Below are 18373 nucleotides of genomic sequence, written 5' to 3' on the forward strand. Positions count from 1 at the left end.
CTAAATTTGTCAAGGGGTTTTGATTTCGTATTTTTACAGTCTTTTCATAAAAATTGCTAGATATAATGAAAGAACCCGTACGCTTTTCAAATACCGATAGATTTAAAACCATTGCGCAATTGAAGGAAACTACATTCGATCTCGTGGTCATTGGTGGCGGAATTACGGGTGCTGGAATTGCTTTGGATGCCGCCGCTAGGGGATTAAAAGTGGCATTGCTCGAAAAGGGTGATTTTGCCTCTGGTACCAGCAGTAAATCAACCAAACTGATCCATGGCGGATTACGCTACCTTAAACAGTTTGATTTTTGGCTGGTGAAAGAAGTAGGTTCTGAAAGAGCTATTGTTCACAAGTTGGCGCCACATTTGGTATTACCTGAAAAAATGCTTTTGCCATTGATCGAAAATGGGTCATATGGCAAGTGGCTGACTAGTATCGGGTTAAAGGTCTACGATATTTTAGCTCAAGTAACTGGCGATGATAAACGTCAAATGCTTGATAAAAAAGAAGCTTTAAAACTAGAACCCTTATTACCCAAGAAAATATTGAACGGTGCGGGTTATTATGCCGAGTACCGCACAGATGACGCCCGATTGACCATAGAAAACCTAAAAACGAGTTTGGCGTATGGTTCCCTGGCTTTGAACTATGCCGAGGTCACTGATTTTCTTTATGAAAACAATATCGTCTCGGGTGTGAAGGTGAAAGATGTTGCCCAAAATGAAGAATTTGAAATAAAATCGAAATATGTAATTAGTGCTGCGGGCCCATGGGTTGACGAACTCCGTAGTACGAACAATTCTAAAAAAGGTAAGCGATTGCACTTGACCAAGGGGGTCCATCTGGTTTTTCCGTTTGACAAACTTCCCGTGAAACAATCGGTATACTTTGATATTCCTGATGGACGAATGATGTTTGCCATTCCGCGTGGTAAAATTACCTACGTAGGTACCACCGATACCAATTATAATTTAGATAAAGACGACATACGCACAGATTTGGCCGATGCCATTTATTTGATTTCTGCGGTGAACAACATGTTTCCTGAAATCAATCTAGAAATGGAAGATATCATTTCTTCATGGGCGGGGGTTAGACCACTGATTCATGAAGAAGGGAAGTCTGCTTCTGAGCTTTCAAGAAAAGATGAGATCTTTACATCAGACACTGGTCTAATTAGTATCGCCGGTGGAAAATTGACGGGATATCGTAAGATGGCGGAACGCGTGGTCAATCGTATTACCAAGCAAATGGAGGAAGAAGGACTAAAAGTTGCCCCATGCAGCACGGATAAAATCCCCTTATGCGGTAGTGATTTTAAAAAGTTCAAACACGTCAAAAAATATATTGCTGAGGTTTATGAGCGCATTAAAGAAGATGGTTTTACGCAGTACGATGCATGGTTTTTGGTTACAAATTATGGTAAACAGACCGAGCTGATTTTACAGTCTTACCAAGAATTTCAAGAAGGGGATGCCCACTTGAAAATGATCCGTGCAGAACTCAAATTCGGAATTGATTATGAAATGGTCTTGAATCCTATGGATTTTTTCATCAGAAGAACAGGTCGGTTGTACTTTGATATAGATAGTATCAGAACCTATTTAGAACCGCTTCTTGATGATTTCAAGACAACCTTTGGTTATGATGATGCCAAACTTTTGGAATTTAAGGAGAAAATGAACCATGAGCTTGAGATCCATTCCAACTTTTCATTGGAACGGGAACGGGCTTAATCCAGTTCTTCGGTCAATTTCTTGAAGGCTTTTTTTGCGTTTTTACCCTGATACAAAATGGCGTAGACGGTATTGATAATTGGTGTTTTTGATTTTTTCTCCAATTTCCCCATAAGCAGATGCGCGCTTTTTGTAGCATAATACCCTTCGGCTACCATGTTCATTTCCATCATGGCGCTTTTTACGGTATAGCCTTTTCCAATCATATTTCCGAACATGCGGTTACGACTGAAGGTCGAGTAACCGGTTACCAATAAATCACCTAAATATGCTGAATTATTGATGTTTCGTTTCATTTTGTGCACTTTGCCAATAAATCGTTTCATTTCACGAATGGCATTGCTCATCAGCACACTTTGAAAGTTATCCCCATAACCTAAACCATGTGCAATGCCAGCGGCAATTGCATAAATGTTTTTGAGCATGGCGGCATATTCCGTCCCAATGATATCATCTGAGATTTTGGTTTTAATATAATGACTGTTCAAGTGGTCGGCTAACAACCTGGCTTTATATTCATCGGCACATGCTATGGTTAAATATGACAATCGCTCTAGGGCAACTTCTTCGGCATGGCAGGGCCCCGTGATGACACCAATGTTCTCAAAAGGCACCTCATACCTTTCGTGGAAGTGCTCTCCGACGATAAGTCCGGTTTCCGGTACAATCCCCTTAATCGCCGAAAATAGGATCTTATCTTTGAGGCTGGCCGTAAGTTTTTGTAATTCAGTTTCTAAGAACGCTGATGGAATGGCAAAGATTAAAAAATTGGAGCCTGCAACGGCTTTATTGATATCGGTGGTCAAAAACAATGATTCCGTTTTTAGATCAACGGAACTTAGATAGTTCGGGTTGTTCCCTTCTTTGAGAATATGTGCTTTCGCCGACTCATTTCGCATATACCAGTGAACGGTATCTAGATTTTCGGTCAACATTTTGACTAGGGCAGTTGCCCAGCTACCTCCTCCTAAAACAGCAAATTTCAACGGCTTTTGGTTTAAGTTGATATGGTAAAGTTATGCAAAATGGAATACCTTATAACTATTTTAAAATCAAATGGTTAAATATTTTGGCACGGTGATTGGTTGAATCAAGTGAACCATAAAACTTAAGATATGAAATCTAAAAAATCACTATTCGGACTATTAGGAATACTACTTCTCGTAAGCTCTTGTTATACCGAAGTTATCATTGAAGATGATTTTATCGTAGAATCAGCCTTTAATACCGATCAGGTTTTACAATCTCATGATCTGTGGTATATTGATATCAATGCAACTGATGGTAATGGCGAGGTTCCTTTTTTACAAAGGGCTTTTACCGTATCATTTAATAATGGCATTTTATTCGCCAATAATAATATTGTGGGTATCGGTGGAACGGGCAATGGATTGGGCATTGCAATTGGTAACTATGGTACACGTAATGGGGTAGTTGATGTGGATCATGATTTAGACGGCTTGTGGTCTTTAGAAGTATTTGCCGTAAACAACAGTACCATAGAATTATATGATGCTAGATCTGGAACATCCTATTTCTTGAACGGATATCAACGGGGGAACTTTGATTATGACCGTGTTTTCTATGAGAATATCAATTACCTGTTACAAGAATACGATGTATGGGAAAAAACCTTTACAAGTCAGTCAGGTATTTTAAACGAATTTGATGAACAGAATTACCTTCAGTTTTTTTCAGGTAACAATTTTTTCAGGTCTTCCATAGACAAACCAGGTACAGCTTTAGCAAATTTACGGTGGGATTATGAAGGTGGATACGAGGTTTTTGACACCAACGATGAAACGCTTAAGACATTGACATTGGACTATGATTTTTTAGGCAATGATTATTTTGAATTATATGTAATTGATGATGAGACCATAGAACTATATCATGTGGCGAGTGAAACGGTTTATGAGTTCGGTGGTCGTGGCTTTGTTCAATATCTTAAATCTGAAAATAAAGTAAGTAGAAAGCGAACAAAAATCAATAATAAAAAAATGAACGTAACGCGAAAGCGCAAAGTGTAAGGTTTAAAAATAGTATTCGACTATTAGAATAAGTTTTTTGGTTGGTTATTTAGTTAGGAATCGCCCTGAAGTATCTTCTTACTCAGGGCGTTTCTTTTTAGTGAGATAGCAAATCTTTGATTTGCGCAATCGAACTAACCCTGAGCGTAGGCGGAGGGTCTGTTAGTGCTGTTCTGGAAATCGTTATGCAAATCTTTAATTTGTATAATCGAACTAACCCTTGATTAAAATGAAGACCATTCAAAAGAAGAACCTTACATATTTTACGGTCACCCTGTTAAAGGCCGGGCTTATGGTAAGCGTACTTGGCTATTTTCTTAAGAAGTGATTCGACTTAAATTGAGACGGATTCTCTCCACTTACCTTTTTAAACGTTCTATTGAAATAAGAGAGACTTTCAAACCCACATTCATAACAAGCTTCACTTACATTTTTCCCTAAGAGTAACAAACGTTTGGCTTGGGTAATGCGGTATTGGTTCAAAAAACTGGTAAAGGTATTGCCGGTATTTTTTTTGAAATAGCGACAAAAAGCTTCTTTGCTAAGGTTGATGGTTTTGGCAACATCTTGAATCTTTATCTTTTCGGTATAGTTTTCATCAATAAAGGAATATACTTTCTGTAGACGCGGGAGTTGTTTTTTGGCAAGTCGGTTATGCACGGGTTGTTTATGCAAAAGTTCAAACTCATTGCTAAGGGCAAGGGTACTCAAAATTTTGACAACCGCAATAAACTGTTCGAAAGCACTTAGTTGATGTAATTTTTTCATTTGTTCCCCTACCAGTTTTTTGGTCGACCCACTAAATGCAATCCCATATTGCGCTATTTCAAATAATCGATATACACTGGAAAGTTCTTGAACCTGTTTGAATATTTGTTCCTTGAAAGGCTCACTAATATGTAGAACTTCTTTTCTATAGGTTGTTTTGATGCCGTAATCAAAGTTTAAATGCGGAATGTTCGAACCGATCAATACCAAGTCACTATACGCATAGGTTGAAATATGTTTTCCGACATGTCTCGTTCCACTGGCCCCTTCAATATAAACAAGTTCGTACTCCGGATGAAAATGCCAGAAAAACAAATCGTTCAGCTTCGGATTATGCAATAACCGAAACGAACTTTTCTCATCAGGCTGAATGTTTTCGAGTTGAATTTTCATTAAATTATCATTAATGCAATTTTGAACCATACAAAATATCAATATAGTTCAAATTTTGATCAATATCAAGGTGGTGACACCTATTCAAGACTAGTAGTTTTGAAGAAAGAATTTAAAGCAACTAAAAATAGATACTATTATGCAAAAGGATATAAAACTCGAAATGGCCAATACAGCACATGAAGAAATCCCCGGAAATCCATCTACGGCAACCAGTAGTACTCAAAGACTAAATGATCGTTCTAACGGTAAGCCACTTCGGGTACTCTCTGAAGAGGATTGGAACTCTTGGATACATAATGGATATATTGTTGTTAAGAACGCCATACCGCAGGAGCAAGCTAGGGTAACCGCTGAATTTTTGTGGGAATTTGACGAAAAAAATCCCAATGACCCGAGCACTTGGTATGCTCCACCACGTGCAGAAATGAAAATGAAAGAATTGACGGGTACCGGTATGGTTGAGGTTTATAATCATCAACACTTATGGAACAATCGACAGACCCAAAAAGTTTACGATGCTTTTGTGGATGTCTGGGGTACTGAGAAACTTTGGGTAACCATTGATCGGGCCAATTTAAACTTCCCACAGCGTCCGGGGGAAAATAAAAAAGGATTTATCCATTGGGACTATGATCCGGAGACACGTCCGCAAAATGTGCAAGGGGTTCTGGCCCTGGCCGATCAAACCGACGAGAATATGGGTGGATTTCAATGTATCCCCTGGCTCTATAGAAATTACGATACCTGGAAGTTGACCCAACCCGAAGATCGTGACCATTTTCAACCAGACTTAGAAGGTTTGGAAGATAAAATCGTAAAAGTCAAGATGGAAGCAGGGGATCTTTTGATCTTCAATAGCACAGAGCCCCATGGAATCCGGCCTAACAAATCCAATGGCAAAGTACGTATCGCCCAATACATTTCTATGATGCCCGCTGAAGAAGACAATGAAAAGCTTCGTGAATGGCGAATAAATTCCTGGAAAAACAGGGTAGCCCCAGAAGGCTATGCATTTCCGGGCGATCCCCGAAATTGGGAGCGTGATAAATATAGTACTGCCGAACTTAGTGAACTTGGTGAAAAGTTGCTAGGATTGAAAGAGTGGTGATAGGGCTGCGTAATCAGTTTGAAATACTAGATGGATTCCTACCTTTAATGCGGTATCATCAAATACGTTATTCACGGGAAACAATGGGAATAATGACTTTTTGGTAATATTAAGTGATTGATCGGTAAAACATACTAGGCCAGTATTTAGTACCTTCAGAACTGTAAAACCATCACTTCATGACGAGGCAAGCTTTTTGGACGGTTACTTTTTTGCTCACGTTCTTTCATACCGAGTATTCTTCCGCACAGGCAAAGAGTAAGGATGTAAAAAGTGCCGAAAAGGTCACAAAACTGTTCCGATCTGAAGCTATTTTATCGGTGAAAATGACCTATTCCAACAAAAAGGTCAAAAAAGAAACCAACGATACCACCTATTTGGAGACTTTCTTGGCCTACGCCACTGAAAATGGCTCATGGGATAGCCTAAACGTTAGATTTATGGCACGGGGCAATTACAGAAGGACGAATTGCTATTTTGCCCCACTCAAATTCAGGATTAAAAAGAAGACTTCAAAAGGGACACTCTTCACTAAGAACAAGGAGTTAAAATTGGTATTGCCCTGTTTGCTTCAAAAAGATGGCAACGATAATATCATTAAAGAATATATGGCGTATAAAATTTATGAGACCTTATCGCCCTATCATTTTAAAACAAGGTTGCTTGATATAGAACTTTCAGAAAAAACACGTAAAAAAATAAAAAAACGCCAACTTAAAGCCTTTTTTATTGAAGATATAAAACGTGTTGCAGCACGCGCAGGGGGTAATGTTTTAAAACGCAATGTACATCCGCTCGGGCAAGACGATTACCATAGCCTTTACCAAGCGCTGTTTCAATTCATGATTGGCAATACTGATTTTTCAACCGGGTTTATGCACAACTCAAAACTCTTGTTCAACGATATTGGCACCATACCCGTACCCTATGATTTTGATATGTCAGGATTAGTGAATACAAGCTATTCAACAGTTTCTGAGATTCAGGGTGAAGCTTTGCCGATTAAAGAGACTACCGAAAGGATTTACAGGGGCTTTAAAAGGGATGAAAAGCTGCTTTATAAGGTAAGGAATGAGTTTTTGCAAAAGAAATCATTAGTGTTGACCGAGGTCAAAAAATTGGAACCGCTTTTCGAGCACAAAAGGAATTTTGAAGAAGCCATTCACTATATTGAAGGTTTTTATGGGATTCTTGCTAGCGAGGCAAGTTTCAAATACCGCATTGTCAATCGGTCCCGAAAAAAGTGATTTATTCTTCAAAAAGCGCACCCAAAGGGTGACCTTGAAATACACTTGGTATTTGCACGTTCAGAAGCATGGCGAGTGTAGGGGCGATATCCGTAATATGCGTTTTATCAATCGATTCCCCTTTAGGGATGCCCTTACCCATAAAAAGTAACGGAATATGCGTGTCATAGGAATACGCAGATCCATGTACCGTTCCCTTAACGTTTGCGATCTTGATACGTGGGTTTATATTTTGAACAACACCAAAATCAAAGGTCAATACGATGTCTCCGGATCTTTTCGAATAGTATCCGTTTTGAACAATTTGACGATGGCCATCTTCGTAGTTTTGGGTTTGTAGATCATGCGCACTTAGTGCGCTAAAAACCCCTTCTTGTGCTACCATAAAGTCAACCACATCATCTTGAACATCCCTAAATGAAAGGTTGTTTTCATTGATTTTGGCTTTATTGAGGTATATGTTGTTACCCTCAAAATATTGTATCCAATTGTTTTTTCCATATTTCTTTCCGAGGTATTGGTGTAATGAAACCTTGTATTTATCGATACGGGCAACGCCCGTTTCAATCTTATTGTCTGCTAAAAAAGCCGCATTTGAAATGGCGCCATGATCAGCGGTCAAGAAAACGACGTAGTCGTCATTTCCTATGAGCATATCCAACGAATCGAACAGTATCGCGAGATCTTTGTCCAGTCGTAAATAAATATCCTCCATTTCAACGGATTGGGGACCAAAAGTATGTCCGATGACATCCGGTACCGAGTAACTTACATTTAAAAGATCTGGATGTTCATCGGCACCCAACGCTTCATTTTTCAGCGCTTCAATGGCAAACTCCGTCAAGAGGGTATTTCCCCAAGGTGATGCCCAAAGTAACTGGTACTCGGTTCCTTGCCCCCTATAGTTTTCTCTAATGGACTTAAACTCATAGGGAAAAGTTGGTGCGGGTTTTCCACCAATGGCTGGTTCATAAACAGTACTATCAGCAGTACTTGAGGTATATGTTTCAATAGGATATAGGGTATTCCAAGTTTGATCTAAGAAAGCGTCAGATCGCTCTAATTTATTGAAGTTTTTGACCCATTTTGGTAGCGCTTTCATATAATGTGAGCTGGTCACAAAATGTCCCGAAGTAGCCCGCCAGTCGTGCCAATATGCCGCATTTGCCGATTTACCTGCTGGTAATATTGCACCTCTATCCTTTAGGGATATGCTGATTACCTTTGATTTGAAATTACTAGCTATCCGTAACTCATCGGCAATTGAATTTGTCATTAGGTTTTTGGGTGAGGCTGCTGGTATATTCTTTGTCTTGGGGCCAATCAACAGTGACGCTGTATCGGCAACGTTGCCGATAACAACGTTAGAGACCCGGTCAAACCAGCTATTACCTATAATACCATGATAAGCGGGCGTGGTGCCCGTATAAATGGCGGCATGCCCGGGTGCCGTTTCTGAGGGCACGTAGTTGACGTGCGTATTTTTAAAGTTATAACCCTCTTTAAGCAATCTTTTGAATCCACCTTCACCGTAGCGCGATTCATATTTATAGAGATTGTTGAATGCCATTTGATCTATCACGATTCCTAAAACAAGCTTAGGTTTAGAGGTGTTTTGCGAAAGCGTATAGTTGACATAACCAATCGATAACACCAGTATGGCCAAGATATTTTTTAATAAGTACATTTTCTTTGTTTTGATGGACGCTACATTAGCCTAAGTCGTTCGAAGATAGAAAACATTAATGCCAAGCACTTTTAAATAGACCAGAAGGTCCCTTCGCAGGTTGAATTGTTGGTTGTAAAAGGGTTAACCGACTAAACCTTGGGTGAAAAAGGATATAAACACTACTTTTGCCCGCTTCAAAACAAACGTGATGAAGAAATATTTCAATTTATTCGATTTTAACCAAAAAGTGGATTACAAGACTGAGATTCTTTCAGGGCTTACCGTAGCCCTTGCCTTGGTTCCTGAGGCAATCGCTTTTGCTTTGATTCCCGGTTTTTCACCATTGACCGGCTTGTATGCCGCTTTTATACTTGCCTTGGTAACTTCAATTCTCGGGGGGCGACCTGGAATGATTTCTGGAGCAACCGGGGCCGTTGCCGTAATATTTGTTGGCTTGATCCTAGAGTTAAAGCGCAATTTTCCCGGTATTGAACCTACTACGATATTGAACTATGTTTTCGCCACGGTAATTATTGCCGGAGTGTTACAGATTTTAGCCGGAGTGCTGCGATTGGGCAAGTTTATTAGGTTGGTTCCGCATCCTGTCATGTTTGGTTTCGTAAACGGATTGGCAATTATAATTTTCATGGCGCAGTTTCCCAATTTTTATGAAAAGGGAACAGATGAGCTGCTTTCAGGTACTGCATTATACACCATGTTAGGACTCACGTTGTTGACGATGCTGATAATTTGGGGTTTTCCGAAATTGACAAAAGCAGTTCCTTCTTCCTTATTGGCCATTATCGCAGTCTCAGCCCTGGTTTTGGGCTTTGGTATTGACACCATGACGGTTGCAGATACCATGAAAGAAGGGGAAAGTATTAAAGGAGGGTTTCCGCCATTATCCATTCCGCAAATACCATTTACTTGGCAAACCTTTACAATTATAATTCCGTATGCGGGCATTGTGGCGGGGGTAGGGCTTATTGAAAGTCTTTTGACCTTGAATATCATTGATGAAATTACCGAGACTAGAGGTAGCGGCAATAAAGAATGCGTTGCGCAGGGTACGGCGAATATCCTATCCGGCTTTTTATCCGGTATGGGTGGTTGTGCCATGATAGGGCAAAGTTTGATCAACACCTCTTCTGGCGCAAGAGCTAGACTTTCTGGTATTACCGCAGCCGTAATGCTATTGGTCTTTATCATGTTCGGCAGTAATTTAATTGAACGCCTACCGATGGCAGCATTGGTCGGATTAATGTTTATGGTGGCCATTGGAACTTTTGAATGGGCGAGCTTCAAGGCATTTCGAAAGATGCCCAATTCAGATGTCATTGTTATGGTCTTGGTGACGTTGATTACTGCGATAACCCATAATTTGGCCGTTGCGGTTTTATTAGGGGTAATCATTTCTGCCCTTGCGTATTCTTGGGAAAATGCGAAACGTATTCGGGCAAGAAAGTATACTGATGAAAAGGGTGTGAAGCACTACGAGATTTATGGCCCCTTGTTTTTTGGTTCAACAACATTATTCGGTGAAAAATTCGATGTTCAAAACGATCCAGATGAGATCATAATCAGTTTTAAAGAAAGTCGCGTGGCAGATATGTCGGGTATAGAGGCTTTGAACAAGATTACGGAACGCTATAAAAAAGCAGGAAAAAAGGTGCATTTAAGATATTTGAGTAAGGATTGTATCAAATTACTACGTAATGCGGAGGATATCATTGAGGTCAATGTCTTGGAAGACCCAACCTATAAAGTGGTCACGGACAGGGTCAAGAAAAAGGATGAGGAGAAAGACAACCCTTTTAAGGTTTGGGGATTCTAGTATCGCTAATAGGTAGCAATTTATCTTAGCAAGAAATACGCTCCAAAAATGATTAGGACCAATATGAACAGTGAAATAAGCGAAATATTGAATTGATGTAAGCGATCCCTTTTTGCCTGAACCCTGATTTTATCCTTGATTTTCTTTTTTTCGAATTCAGTAAGTTTTTTGAATTCCAATTCTTTTTCTGCCGCATAACCAACATAAAGGTGTCTGATTTCTTTGAAGGTCCTTTTCTTCTTTAGTAAAGCTCTATTTGCTTTTATAATATTATTTGCTTGTGCCCCATACCCCATATTCCTTTTCTTTATGGGTAGTAAAAAGAACATTTTTGTTACGAGGTTAGCAATGAATTGCTAGTTTATCCTAGTTTTTCCAGTGAAAACATTCACTTTTGGATTTTGGGGATTGCCATTTGCACGTCGTAGAACTACGAGTTGGCCCGTATGATAAATACAATCGGAAAGCATTCCATTCAGCATATTCCAATAGGGGAATGCGGTCCGTTTTTCGCCGCGTTGAAAGGTCACTTTAAATCTAGAAATCTCATTGGCATTTTTTCCTTTGATTAGGTTACTGGCGTTTTGAAGGTTTTCTAAGGTCTTTTGGCGGAGTTCCTCAAAAGGGAATATGGAGAAGTCTTTAGGCCGTATACTGGGTTTGCCTTGAGGAGATTCCAAAATCATTTCAGACATGCCGTAGATATGTTGAAGGGTCTCCAAAATTGATCTTCCCTCTTCTGAGGGCCTATAGTTTAAATCTTCTGCTGTCAGGCCTTCTGTAGCCCAATAATAACGATAGCCCAAGCCATCTATGATTCTACCAACAATATTACCAGAGCTATAATCTTCGGGGTAATCGGGTATTTGATGGTAAGGTAGTTGCATGTCTTGAGCTTGATTGGTCATCATGAAAAGGAATAGGGATACACACAAAAAGGTCTTCATGGGATAGGGTATGGGATTTAGTTTCTGCGACGGCTCCAAACTTCATATAGGGGGGTACCCTTACTACTGAAACCAGAATGGTGCCAATCACCATCTTTTAACTCAAAATCAAATTGTAGACTAGCGCCAACCCTAGAATTGTCTCGAGAGAAAAATTCAATATTTTCGGTATATTTTCCATTGATGGTGGTATACGTTCCCCCACCAGTACCCTTAAATTGTTTCGTTTCGGTATTGTAGGCAATCCATTGAAAACGGGTTCCTGACAACAGTTTCATGGTCTTTCTTGGTCGATCGGTAGCCCTAGTTTGAAACTGCCCCTCCCGCTTGCGTCCAGACATTAACCAGGCTCCAGACAATGCACCTGGGGTCCCATCATCAATACGTTTCCAAACCAAGGGAGAATCTTTTATCCTTAGTTCTGTATTAGATAATTCAATTTCAAAAGAACTTTTTGTTCCGACCCGTTCTGGATTTTCACTATCAAATTCCACGGTTTCCGTTAGTCTTGAACCATTTAAAGACCAGTCGCCGCCATTGGCGCCTACAAAAGCACCTGTTTCAGTATCATAGAAGGTAGCCACTTGATGTTGTTCTGAGATGATAACAACATTTCTTAGGGTTTTTCCATTGTGTTCCATAGTGGCTTCCCAAGCGCCTATTAAGGATTGTGCCATGTTTTGGTTGATGACTAGAAAGAATGCGACTAGTAGTATTGCTCGTAACATCTTTTAACTTTAATAGTGTGGCAAGGCTTCAAAAGCGGCACGTTTTTCTTCAAACCAGTGTTGCATGGCATTGGGTCGGTTCATAAGGGCCTTCATTTTTTCCATGGCGGCCAGATGGGCCGTATCGCCTTTTTGAAACATTTCCATACCATGTTTTTTGCTTAATTCGGCAATTTCTTCGAAAGTAGCTGCATGGAACTCTTTTTCGCATGCGCCGCCTAATTGGTTGCAGGTCATTGTTTTCATTTAATACATGGTATTTAGATTAGCAGGGTTATTAGGTATTTGTTGGATGGCATCCCAATGCTCACAAATTTTTCCGTTTGAATCGAATCTGAAAAAATCCATCGTAACATATTGATCATTATCTGGCCAGGTTTGATGGGTATGTAAGGCTACTAAATTGCCTTCGGCAATACATCTCACAAATTCAATGGACTTATTGGGATACTCGTTTTGCATACGTTCAAAATAAGCTATAAATCTTTCAGTGCCATCTGCTACATCAGGGTTATGTTGAATATATTCTGAACCTACATAGGTTTCAATGGCGGCTCTTGGATTTCCTGAATATGCAGTTCTATAAAACGCAATGGCATTTTCTTTATTGATCTCTAAATTCATGCTTGCCATAAATTAAAAATGCTGTTGTTCGAAAAAGAGATGAACAACAGCATTTAAAATGAGAATATAAAACTATAGTGTTCTCAAATACTCTGCTACATCACGGGCTTCATCTTCCGTTAGGTTTTGGTTGAGCATAATGGCATTGTTATACTCTTTTAGAAGGGCTTTCGCGATGGGATCCTCCTTTAACATTCCGTCAGGATTCAAAATCATGTTCATGACCCATTCTGGGCTTCTTCTTTCATAAACCCCTGCCATAGCCGGGCCAATCATACGTTGTTCTGCCATATGACAGGCGACACAAATAGCATTGAACTTGGCTTCGCCACGAGCAGCCATTTCGGAGTCAATTTCTGCCCCAAAAGTCACATTTTTAATAGGGCCGACACCTTTGTTGTCCAAATCAACCGGTACTCCTTCACTGGCGACGTCCTTTTTTTCTTCTGTTTTGGTTCTGCTAACTTCAAAACCATCTTTCTTTTCTTCTTTTTTTCCGCCGCAGCTTACCACAAAAGCACCAAGCGCAACAAATAGGATGAGTTTTTTCATTGTATTATTGGATTGAACCCCTAATATAATTAAAAGTAACGCAATTAACATACTTCAATGTAATTTCGATAGAAGACCGTAGTACAAAACCTAACCTGTTTTTTTGGATTTGTGGATTTGACTCCGCCACAAAATGTCCACTACTTTGAAATTGTAACTGCCAAATCAAAAACTGATGGCAAAGTTTAAAAAGTAGGTTCGGCCAAAGCCATACCAGAATTTTGGGGCAAAAGAAGGGTTGTCCCTTAAGCTGTCTTGTTGTAATTGCCCAAAATTTCCGTTTCTACTTTGCTCAAAGCCCCCCGTTCTAAATACCGTATCGAACGCATTATTGATACTTGCAAATACACTGATATAGGTTCCATTCTTTAACCAAGATTTACCACCTACCAAGTTCAACAAATAAAAGTCATCCAATTTTGATTGTGCAAGCAATTTACCAACGTTCTCTTGGGTTGCTTCTGGAAAAGATGTTCCTGTATCGGGATTTAAGAAAAAACTTTGTGTTCTGGTTATTGTAGAGATGTTGGCGTAGTTATTCGCCAAATAATTTGCTGTAGCACCGACCCACCAATACTTTGGGTTTCTGTGTTCGATACCCAGGGCAAAAGCGAGTTGGGGTCCTTGTGCAAGTTTAAGCCCTTTAATATTGGCTTTTCCCAATTCAATATTTCCCTCTGGATCAATCAAATCTTCTTCGGCCCCCGCCGTATCAAAATTAATCGTGACCAGTGGATTACTTGCATATTCATAATCTCCGAGGTTTGCGACCGCTGATAGTTTGACCGTTGATGAAGCTTGATATTCAAGTCCAAGTTCGATACCCTTATGCAGTTTATCCAAATCGGTAAGGACCTCTTGCACAAAATCAGAACCGACACCAGAATCCACAAAAAAGAAATTGATATCAGTGGTGTTTTGAAACCGAGTATAGAAACCTGTGATTCTCCCAGTTAAATCTGGAAGACGAATGAAATAGTTGAGATCAAATGAAGAAATCATTTCACTTTGTATTTTGGGTACTACCTCATTATTTTCCCTAGGATTGATGAATACGTTTTGCAAAACAGGCGCCCTACTTGAAAGAATGCCATGGGCTTTGAGCCAGTGCCTTCCTGTAATTTTATAGGTAGTACCACCCTTAAGGCCATAATCTGAAAATTTAATTTCTTCGCTAAGGCCCAATGAAGTATTCAGAAAACGTTCGTTTTGAAACATTCCGTTTCGTTGATACACAGTATTGGACAAACTGGCTGATACAAAACCACTCCAATTATCGAAAGTACCGGTCAATTGCCCAAAACCATTGAGGTTGGATGCGTCCATATCATAATCATAGTTAAAGGTGGCTCCTGAAGTTTTATTGGTTGTGCTATTGATATCGTTCTGTGTATTGGAGAAGGGGTCTATGTCTTCATGAAAATCAGCACCTATCAAGTCTTTGATTTTAGCATAATTCACTGAAGATATATTACGGTATGCTGCCCCAAAATCGATATTCAGCCAATTATTGATTTTAAGGTTTCCAACACTGCTAAACGAAAATTGTGTGTCGTCAATTACATCATCGTACAGCACGTAGGCAGCCCTACCACCATTTTGGGTGTTGGAATTGGCAGTGGATATATTTGACCAGTTTAGTTGCGGGTTGTTTAAGAAACCATCCCTGGCAAGGGAGGCATTTGTAAAGTCGGCCCCTATCGGGTTGTTGATATAAAAACTCGGCAGGTACCTGTAATATGTAGGATCGGGATTAGGAGCATTGTAGTAGCCTAACCTACTTCGCGTTCGGGCTCCACCCTGATAGGCCAACCCCGTTGTTAATTTAAAATCTTGAGTTGTAACGTAATGGTTTAACAATAAGATGGGTTCAAAAATGTTCCGTTCCCTTGAGTTTCGAATCCGGCCATCTTATTTTCCCCAATAGGGGTTGTATTGGCTGCCGACGAGATTGAATACCTCTTCGGTAATGGCAGCGGAACGCCCCCTTCGATTTTTTGCTAGAATTGCGGTAAGCCCAATACTGTGTTTGGTGTTGAACTGATATTCCAAACCACCAAAAAGTGAATAGGCGTCGTATAAAGTGCCTTGAATATGGCCCTGCCCAGCCAATCTTCTTGAGGCGGAAAGGGTATAAGAGATCCCATTATTTGACAGGCCAGAACTATAGGTGGCCATAAATCGCCCGGTATACGTTCGATTTGAGACAGAACTTGATAAGCGTATGCCCGGACGCATACCAGAGGGGCGAAGATTGATATTGGTATTGCCCAAGATACCCCCAAAGGTATATGCTGATGCCGCCAACCCATTTGTAAATTCTTGGTTTCTAATCACATCATTTAGGCCACCCCAGTTGTTCCACTGCGGTCTGCCATTCAGAAATTTGTTCATTACGATCCCATTCAATAATACGTTTCCGTTTTGGGCGTCGTAACCCCTAACCCTGAAAAAGGCTTGCCCAAAGTCGAAAGCGGCCCTACTTAAAAAAACGTCACGTGTTGCCTGTAGAAGACCTATTGAAGAGGAAATGGTTTCACTGTCATCAGAAAGATCTGCCTCGGTCAATGTGATGAGATTATCGGTTTTTTCAAGGGTGATATCTTTTTTAAGAAAGATATTGCCAAGCGCTATAGTTGTATTTGTCTCAAAGGCAATGGGTAATCTTTTTGGGATATAGTCCAATCGTGAAATAAGTAGGATAAAACCATCTTTGTGTTCGATGTTAAGTTGAAATCGACCTGAAGTGTCGGATGATGCCGTATATGCGGTACCTTCAATTGTAATTTGACATGATGCCAGGGGAAGTCCGGTCTGTTCGGCCAGAATGGTACCCTTTATTGTTTTGGTTTGCTGTGCTACTGCAAGCAATGAAACACAAAGGGAAAACCCTGCAAGAAAAAACAAACGCATTTAAAGGTTGGTGTATTTATCAATGTTACATAAAATTGAAGAAAAAAAATCTTTTTTTAGAAGAAAAAACTTAAATTATCTAAAAATAGATAAGCTTACTTAAAATTGCGAAAAGTCTTATACTTATGCTTCTTTTTCATCCTTACGTTAGGTTTTACCCAAGATAAAAAGACATTTAAAATTAGGACCGTGGCCTTTTATAACGTTGAAAATCTTTTCGACACCATAAATGACACCCTGATTTTTGATAATGAGCGTACACCTGAAGGGGGTTATAAATGGTCAAAAGAAAGGTATGGCACAAAGATTGGCCATATTTCCAAGGTGCTTTCAGAAATAGGGGTTGAAAAGGTATCAACCTCCCCTGATATTATTGGCCTTTGCGAGGTTGAGAACAAGACGGTAATTCAAGATTTGATAGCCCATAAATATTTAATGGATAAAGATTATGGAATTATCCATTTTGATTCACCTGATGAAAGGGGTATCGATGTGGCCTTACTCTATAAAAAGGAGGCTTTTTTACCTACTTCCTTTAGAAGTCACCGTCTTTTGTTATTTGACACTGAAGGATACCGTGATTATTCGCGGGATCAATTGGTAGTCGGTGGCTTGTTGGACGGGGAGCAGTTCTATTTTATGGTGAATCATTGGCCTTCAAGAAGTGGGGGTGAGGCCAGAAGTAGACCTTATCGGATAAAGGCAGCGCAATTGAATAAGAAGATTATTGATTCCGTTCGGTATTTAGACCCTAACGCCAAGATCATCAGTATGGGTGATTTTAATGATGATCCTATCGATGAGAGTTTCAAGAAAGTTTTGAAAACAACCGGAAAAAGGAGTACTGTAGATAGCACGAGGCTTTTTAACCCAATGGAAAAGAAGTTCAAGAAAGGAAGCGGTACCCTTGCGTATCGGGATAAATGGAATTTATTCGATCAATTCTTTTTTACCCCAAACCTACTTCACAAGGCAAAATCAAAATATGTGTTTTGGAAAGCTGGTATTTATAATCCTGAGTATTTGAAAACACAAACTGGAAAGTATAAGGGTTATCCGTTTCGCACTTATGTAGGTACTTCGTATCAGGGTGGTTATGCGGATCACTTTCCCATTTACCTTTATTTAATCAAAAAGGCCTCCCCTAGCCCCTCCAAAGGAGGGGATTAATACACTATTTTATTGGATTCAAATAGAAGACAATCAGAAATTTTAAGATGACTTCCCAAAATAAAGTAATAGTAATTTTTGGCAAAGCGAAAGTATTCCAAAACTCTTGACCTATTAGTAGTTTTTGATGAATTCTCCCCTTTTGGGGGAGTCAGAGGGGGCTATAACCACTGCCCCCACGGAATTCTGCTTAGAATAAACAAAAGCCCTAATCCGTAAAAAATAGCAATACTTTTGAATTTTGCGGTATCATCTGCCTTTTTCTTATGACGCGACCAGCCGATGGTGATAAGGGCTATTGCAAGTATGTTGATAAAGGGATGCTCTACAGCAAGTAACCTTGAAGCAGGATTTAAACCACCCATACCCAAAGTTCGGATTGCATTAAGGCCATTGGCCGAAATAAAGAACAGAATCAGGCCGATTACCAATTGGATATGGCTTAAAATCAATGCAAATAGGCTTACGCGTAAATCTTTTTCAAATCGGAATTCTTTTTTGCCGAACCAGCCTGAGAAGGCATTGACCACCGCTAAAACTAGTATTAACAAAACAACATAAGCGAAATAAGAGTGTAGATTCTTAACAATTTCCATGGGTTTGGTTTAGAAGTCTAAATGTACTGATTTTTGCAAATAAAAAACCCCGCGA

The 18373-nt window shown here is 39.8% G+C and carries 18 protein-coding genes; 6 read left to right on the forward strand and 12 right to left on the reverse strand.

Annotated features, from left to right (window positions below; translation table 11 throughout):
• Positions 1–65: 65 nt before the first annotated feature.
• A complete protein-coding gene (locus AACM45_RS10500) occupies positions 66–1736 on the forward strand; it encodes a glycerol-3-phosphate dehydrogenase/oxidase (protein WP_339142539.1) in 1671 nt (556 codons plus the stop codon).
• On the opposite strand, the gene AACM45_RS10505 is transcribed toward AACM45_RS10500, so the two are convergent.
• Positions 1733–2722 (reverse strand): NAD(P)H-dependent glycerol-3-phosphate dehydrogenase, encoded by a 990-nt coding sequence (locus AACM45_RS10505; RefSeq protein ID WP_339142540.1) that lies wholly within the window; start codon positions 2720–2722, stop codon positions 1733–1735. The genes AACM45_RS10500 and AACM45_RS10505 overlap by 4 nt on opposite strands.
• A 129-nt stretch (positions 2723–2851) precedes the next feature.
• Here AACM45_RS10505 and AACM45_RS10510 point away from each other — a divergent pair, with 129 nt between their 5' ends.
• Complete coding sequence (locus AACM45_RS10510; protein WP_339142541.1) at positions 2852–3766, forward strand: nicotinic acid mononucleotide adenyltransferase; 915 nt, start codon at positions 2852–2854, stop codon at positions 3764–3766.
• Positions 3767–4075: 309 nt separating this feature from the next.
• On the opposite strand, the gene AACM45_RS10515 is transcribed toward AACM45_RS10510, so the two are convergent.
• Entirely contained in the window at positions 4076–4927 is an 852-nt protein-coding gene (locus tag AACM45_RS10515; RefSeq protein ID WP_339142542.1) for a helix-turn-helix transcriptional regulator, read from the reverse strand.
• Positions 4928–5066: 139 nt separating this feature from the next.
• Between AACM45_RS10515 and AACM45_RS10520 the strand changes: the two genes are divergently transcribed.
• Both AACM45_RS10520 and AACM45_RS10525 read left to right on the forward strand, forming a co-directional pair.
• Positions 5067–6038, forward strand: coding sequence for a phytanoyl-CoA dioxygenase family protein (locus AACM45_RS10520; RefSeq protein WP_339142543.1), 972 nt, complete (start codon positions 5067–5069; stop codon positions 6036–6038).
• 179 nt (positions 6039–6217) lie between these two features.
• Entirely contained in the window at positions 6218–7285 is a 1068-nt protein-coding gene (locus AACM45_RS10525) for a hypothetical protein (RefSeq protein ID WP_339142544.1), read from the forward strand.
• A gap of 1 nt (position 7286) precedes the next feature.
• Here the strand turns inward: AACM45_RS10525 and pafA are convergent, their stop codons facing one another.
• Positions 7287–8972, reverse strand: a complete 1686-nt coding sequence (gene pafA / locus AACM45_RS10530; RefSeq protein ID WP_339142545.1) for an alkaline phosphatase PafA — start codon at positions 8970–8972, stop codon at positions 7287–7289.
• Positions 8973–9162: 190 nt separating this feature from the next.
• Here pafA and AACM45_RS10535 point away from each other — a divergent pair, with 190 nt between their 5' ends.
• Positions 9163–10788, forward strand: coding sequence for a SulP family inorganic anion transporter (locus tag AACM45_RS10535; protein WP_339142546.1), 1626 nt, complete (start codon positions 9163–9165; stop codon positions 10786–10788).
• 20 nt (positions 10789–10808) lie between these two features.
• Here AACM45_RS10535 and AACM45_RS10540 read toward each other — a convergent pair whose 3' ends face one another.
• The 8 genes from AACM45_RS10540 to AACM45_RS10575 all read right to left on the reverse strand — a co-directional run bounded on the left by AACM45_RS10540 (position 10809) and on the right by AACM45_RS10575 (position 16552).
• Entirely contained in the window at positions 10809–11117 is a 309-nt protein-coding gene (locus tag AACM45_RS10540) for a hypothetical protein (RefSeq protein ID WP_339142547.1), read from the reverse strand.
• Between the two features lie 27 nt (positions 11118–11144).
• Positions 11145–11735 (reverse strand): DinB family protein, encoded by a 591-nt coding sequence (locus AACM45_RS10545; protein ID WP_339142548.1) that lies wholly within the window; start codon positions 11733–11735, stop codon positions 11145–11147.
• A gap of 17 nt (positions 11736–11752) precedes the next feature.
• Positions 11753–12412: a membrane or secreted protein gene (locus AACM45_RS10550; RefSeq protein WP_339142550.1), complete on the reverse strand. Its 660-nt coding sequence runs from the start codon at positions 12410–12412 to the stop codon at positions 11753–11755.
• Between the two features lie 60 nt (positions 12413–12472).
• The gene (locus AACM45_RS10555; RefSeq protein WP_339142551.1) at positions 12473–12709 is read right to left on the reverse strand and encodes a DUF1059 domain-containing protein; all 237 of its coding nucleotides are present in this window, start codon (positions 12707–12709) and stop codon (positions 12473–12475) included.
• On the reverse strand, positions 12710–13087 hold the full coding sequence (locus AACM45_RS10560) for a nuclear transport factor 2 family protein (protein ID WP_339142552.1): 378 nt from the start codon (positions 13085–13087) through the stop codon (positions 12710–12712).
• A 72-nt stretch (positions 13088–13159) separates the two neighbouring features.
• Entirely contained in the window at positions 13160–13639 is a 480-nt protein-coding gene (locus AACM45_RS10565; protein ID WP_339142553.1) for a c-type cytochrome, read from the reverse strand.
• Positions 13640–13804: 165 nt separating this feature from the next.
• Positions 13805–15499 carry a hypothetical protein gene (locus tag AACM45_RS10570; protein ID WP_339142554.1) on the reverse strand — a complete coding sequence of 565 codons (1695 nt, stop codon included), beginning with the start codon at positions 15497–15499 and terminating at the stop codon, positions 13805–13807.
• Between the two features lie 51 nt (positions 15500–15550).
• Positions 15551–16552, reverse strand: a complete 1002-nt coding sequence (locus AACM45_RS10575; protein WP_339142556.1) for a carboxypeptidase-like regulatory domain-containing protein — start codon at positions 16550–16552, stop codon at positions 15551–15553.
• Positions 16553–16657: 105 nt separating this feature from the next.
• Between AACM45_RS10575 and AACM45_RS10580 the strand changes: the two genes are divergently transcribed.
• A complete protein-coding gene (locus AACM45_RS10580; protein WP_445227726.1) occupies positions 16658–17722 on the forward strand; it encodes an endonuclease/exonuclease/phosphatase family protein in 1065 nt (354 codons plus the stop codon).
• 161 nt (positions 17723–17883) lie between these two features.
• Here the strand turns inward: AACM45_RS10580 and AACM45_RS10585 are convergent, their stop codons facing one another.
• Positions 17884–18318, reverse strand: coding sequence for a hypothetical protein (locus tag AACM45_RS10585; RefSeq protein ID WP_339142558.1), 435 nt, complete (start codon positions 18316–18318; stop codon positions 17884–17886).
• Positions 18319–18373 lie beyond the last annotated feature (55 nt).

The sequence above is a fragment of the Croceitalea sp. MTPC5 genome (assembly GCF_036985505.1).
GTDB lineage: Bacteria > Bacteroidota > Bacteroidia > Flavobacteriales > Flavobacteriaceae > Croceitalea.

What these genes read in the sequence shown, in the direction of transcription:
- AACM45_RS10500 (WP_339142539.1), top strand. Translation starts at nt 66, where the DNA reads ATGAAAGAACCCGTACGCTTTTCAAATACCGATAGATTTAAAACCATT.
- AACM45_RS10510 (WP_339142541.1), top strand. Translation starts at nt 2,852, where the DNA reads ATGAAATCTAAAAAATCACTATTCGGACTATTAGGAATACTACTTCTC.
- AACM45_RS10515 (WP_339142542.1), bottom strand. Translation starts at nt 4,927, where the DNA reads ATGAAAATTCAACTCGAAAACATTCAGCCTGATGAGAAAAGTTCGTTT.
- AACM45_RS10520 (WP_339142543.1), top strand. Translation starts at nt 5,067, where the DNA reads ATGCAAAAGGATATAAAACTCGAAATGGCCAATACAGCACATGAAGAA.
- AACM45_RS10525 (WP_339142544.1), top strand. Translation starts at nt 6,218, where the DNA reads ATGACGAGGCAAGCTTTTTGGACGGTTACTTTTTTGCTCACGTTCTTT.
- pafA (WP_339142545.1), bottom strand. Translation starts at nt 8,972, where the DNA reads ATGTACTTATTAAAAAATATCTTGGCCATACTGGTGTTATCGATTGGT.
- AACM45_RS10535 (WP_339142546.1), top strand. Translation starts at nt 9,163, where the DNA reads ATGAAGAAATATTTCAATTTATTCGATTTTAACCAAAAAGTGGATTAC.
- AACM45_RS10540 (WP_339142547.1), bottom strand. Translation starts at nt 11,117, where the DNA reads ATGTTCTTTTTACTACCCATAAAGAAAAGGAATATGGGGTATGGGGCA.
- AACM45_RS10545 (WP_339142548.1), bottom strand. Translation starts at nt 11,735, where the DNA reads ATGAAGACCTTTTTGTGTGTATCCCTATTCCTTTTCATGATGACCAAT.
- AACM45_RS10550 (WP_339142550.1), bottom strand. Translation starts at nt 12,412, where the DNA reads ATGGCACAATCCTTAATAGGCGCTTGGGAAGCCACTATGGAACACAAT.
- AACM45_RS10555 (WP_339142551.1), bottom strand. Translation starts at nt 12,709, where the DNA reads ATGAAAACAATGACCTGCAACCAATTAGGCGGCGCATGCGAAAAAGAG.
- AACM45_RS10560 (WP_339142552.1), bottom strand. Translation starts at nt 13,087, where the DNA reads ATGAATTTAGAGATCAATAAAGAAAATGCCATTGCGTTTTATAGAACT.
- AACM45_RS10565 (WP_339142553.1), bottom strand. Translation starts at nt 13,639, where the DNA reads ATGAAAAAACTCATCCTATTTGTTGCGCTTGGTGCTTTTGTGGTAAGC.
- AACM45_RS10575 (WP_339142556.1), bottom strand. Translation starts at nt 16,552, where the DNA reads ATGCGTTTGTTTTTTCTTGCAGGGTTTTCCCTTTGTGTTTCATTGCTT.
- AACM45_RS10585 (WP_339142558.1), bottom strand. Translation starts at nt 18,318, where the DNA reads ATGGAAATTGTTAAGAATCTACACTCTTATTTCGCTTATGTTGTTTTG.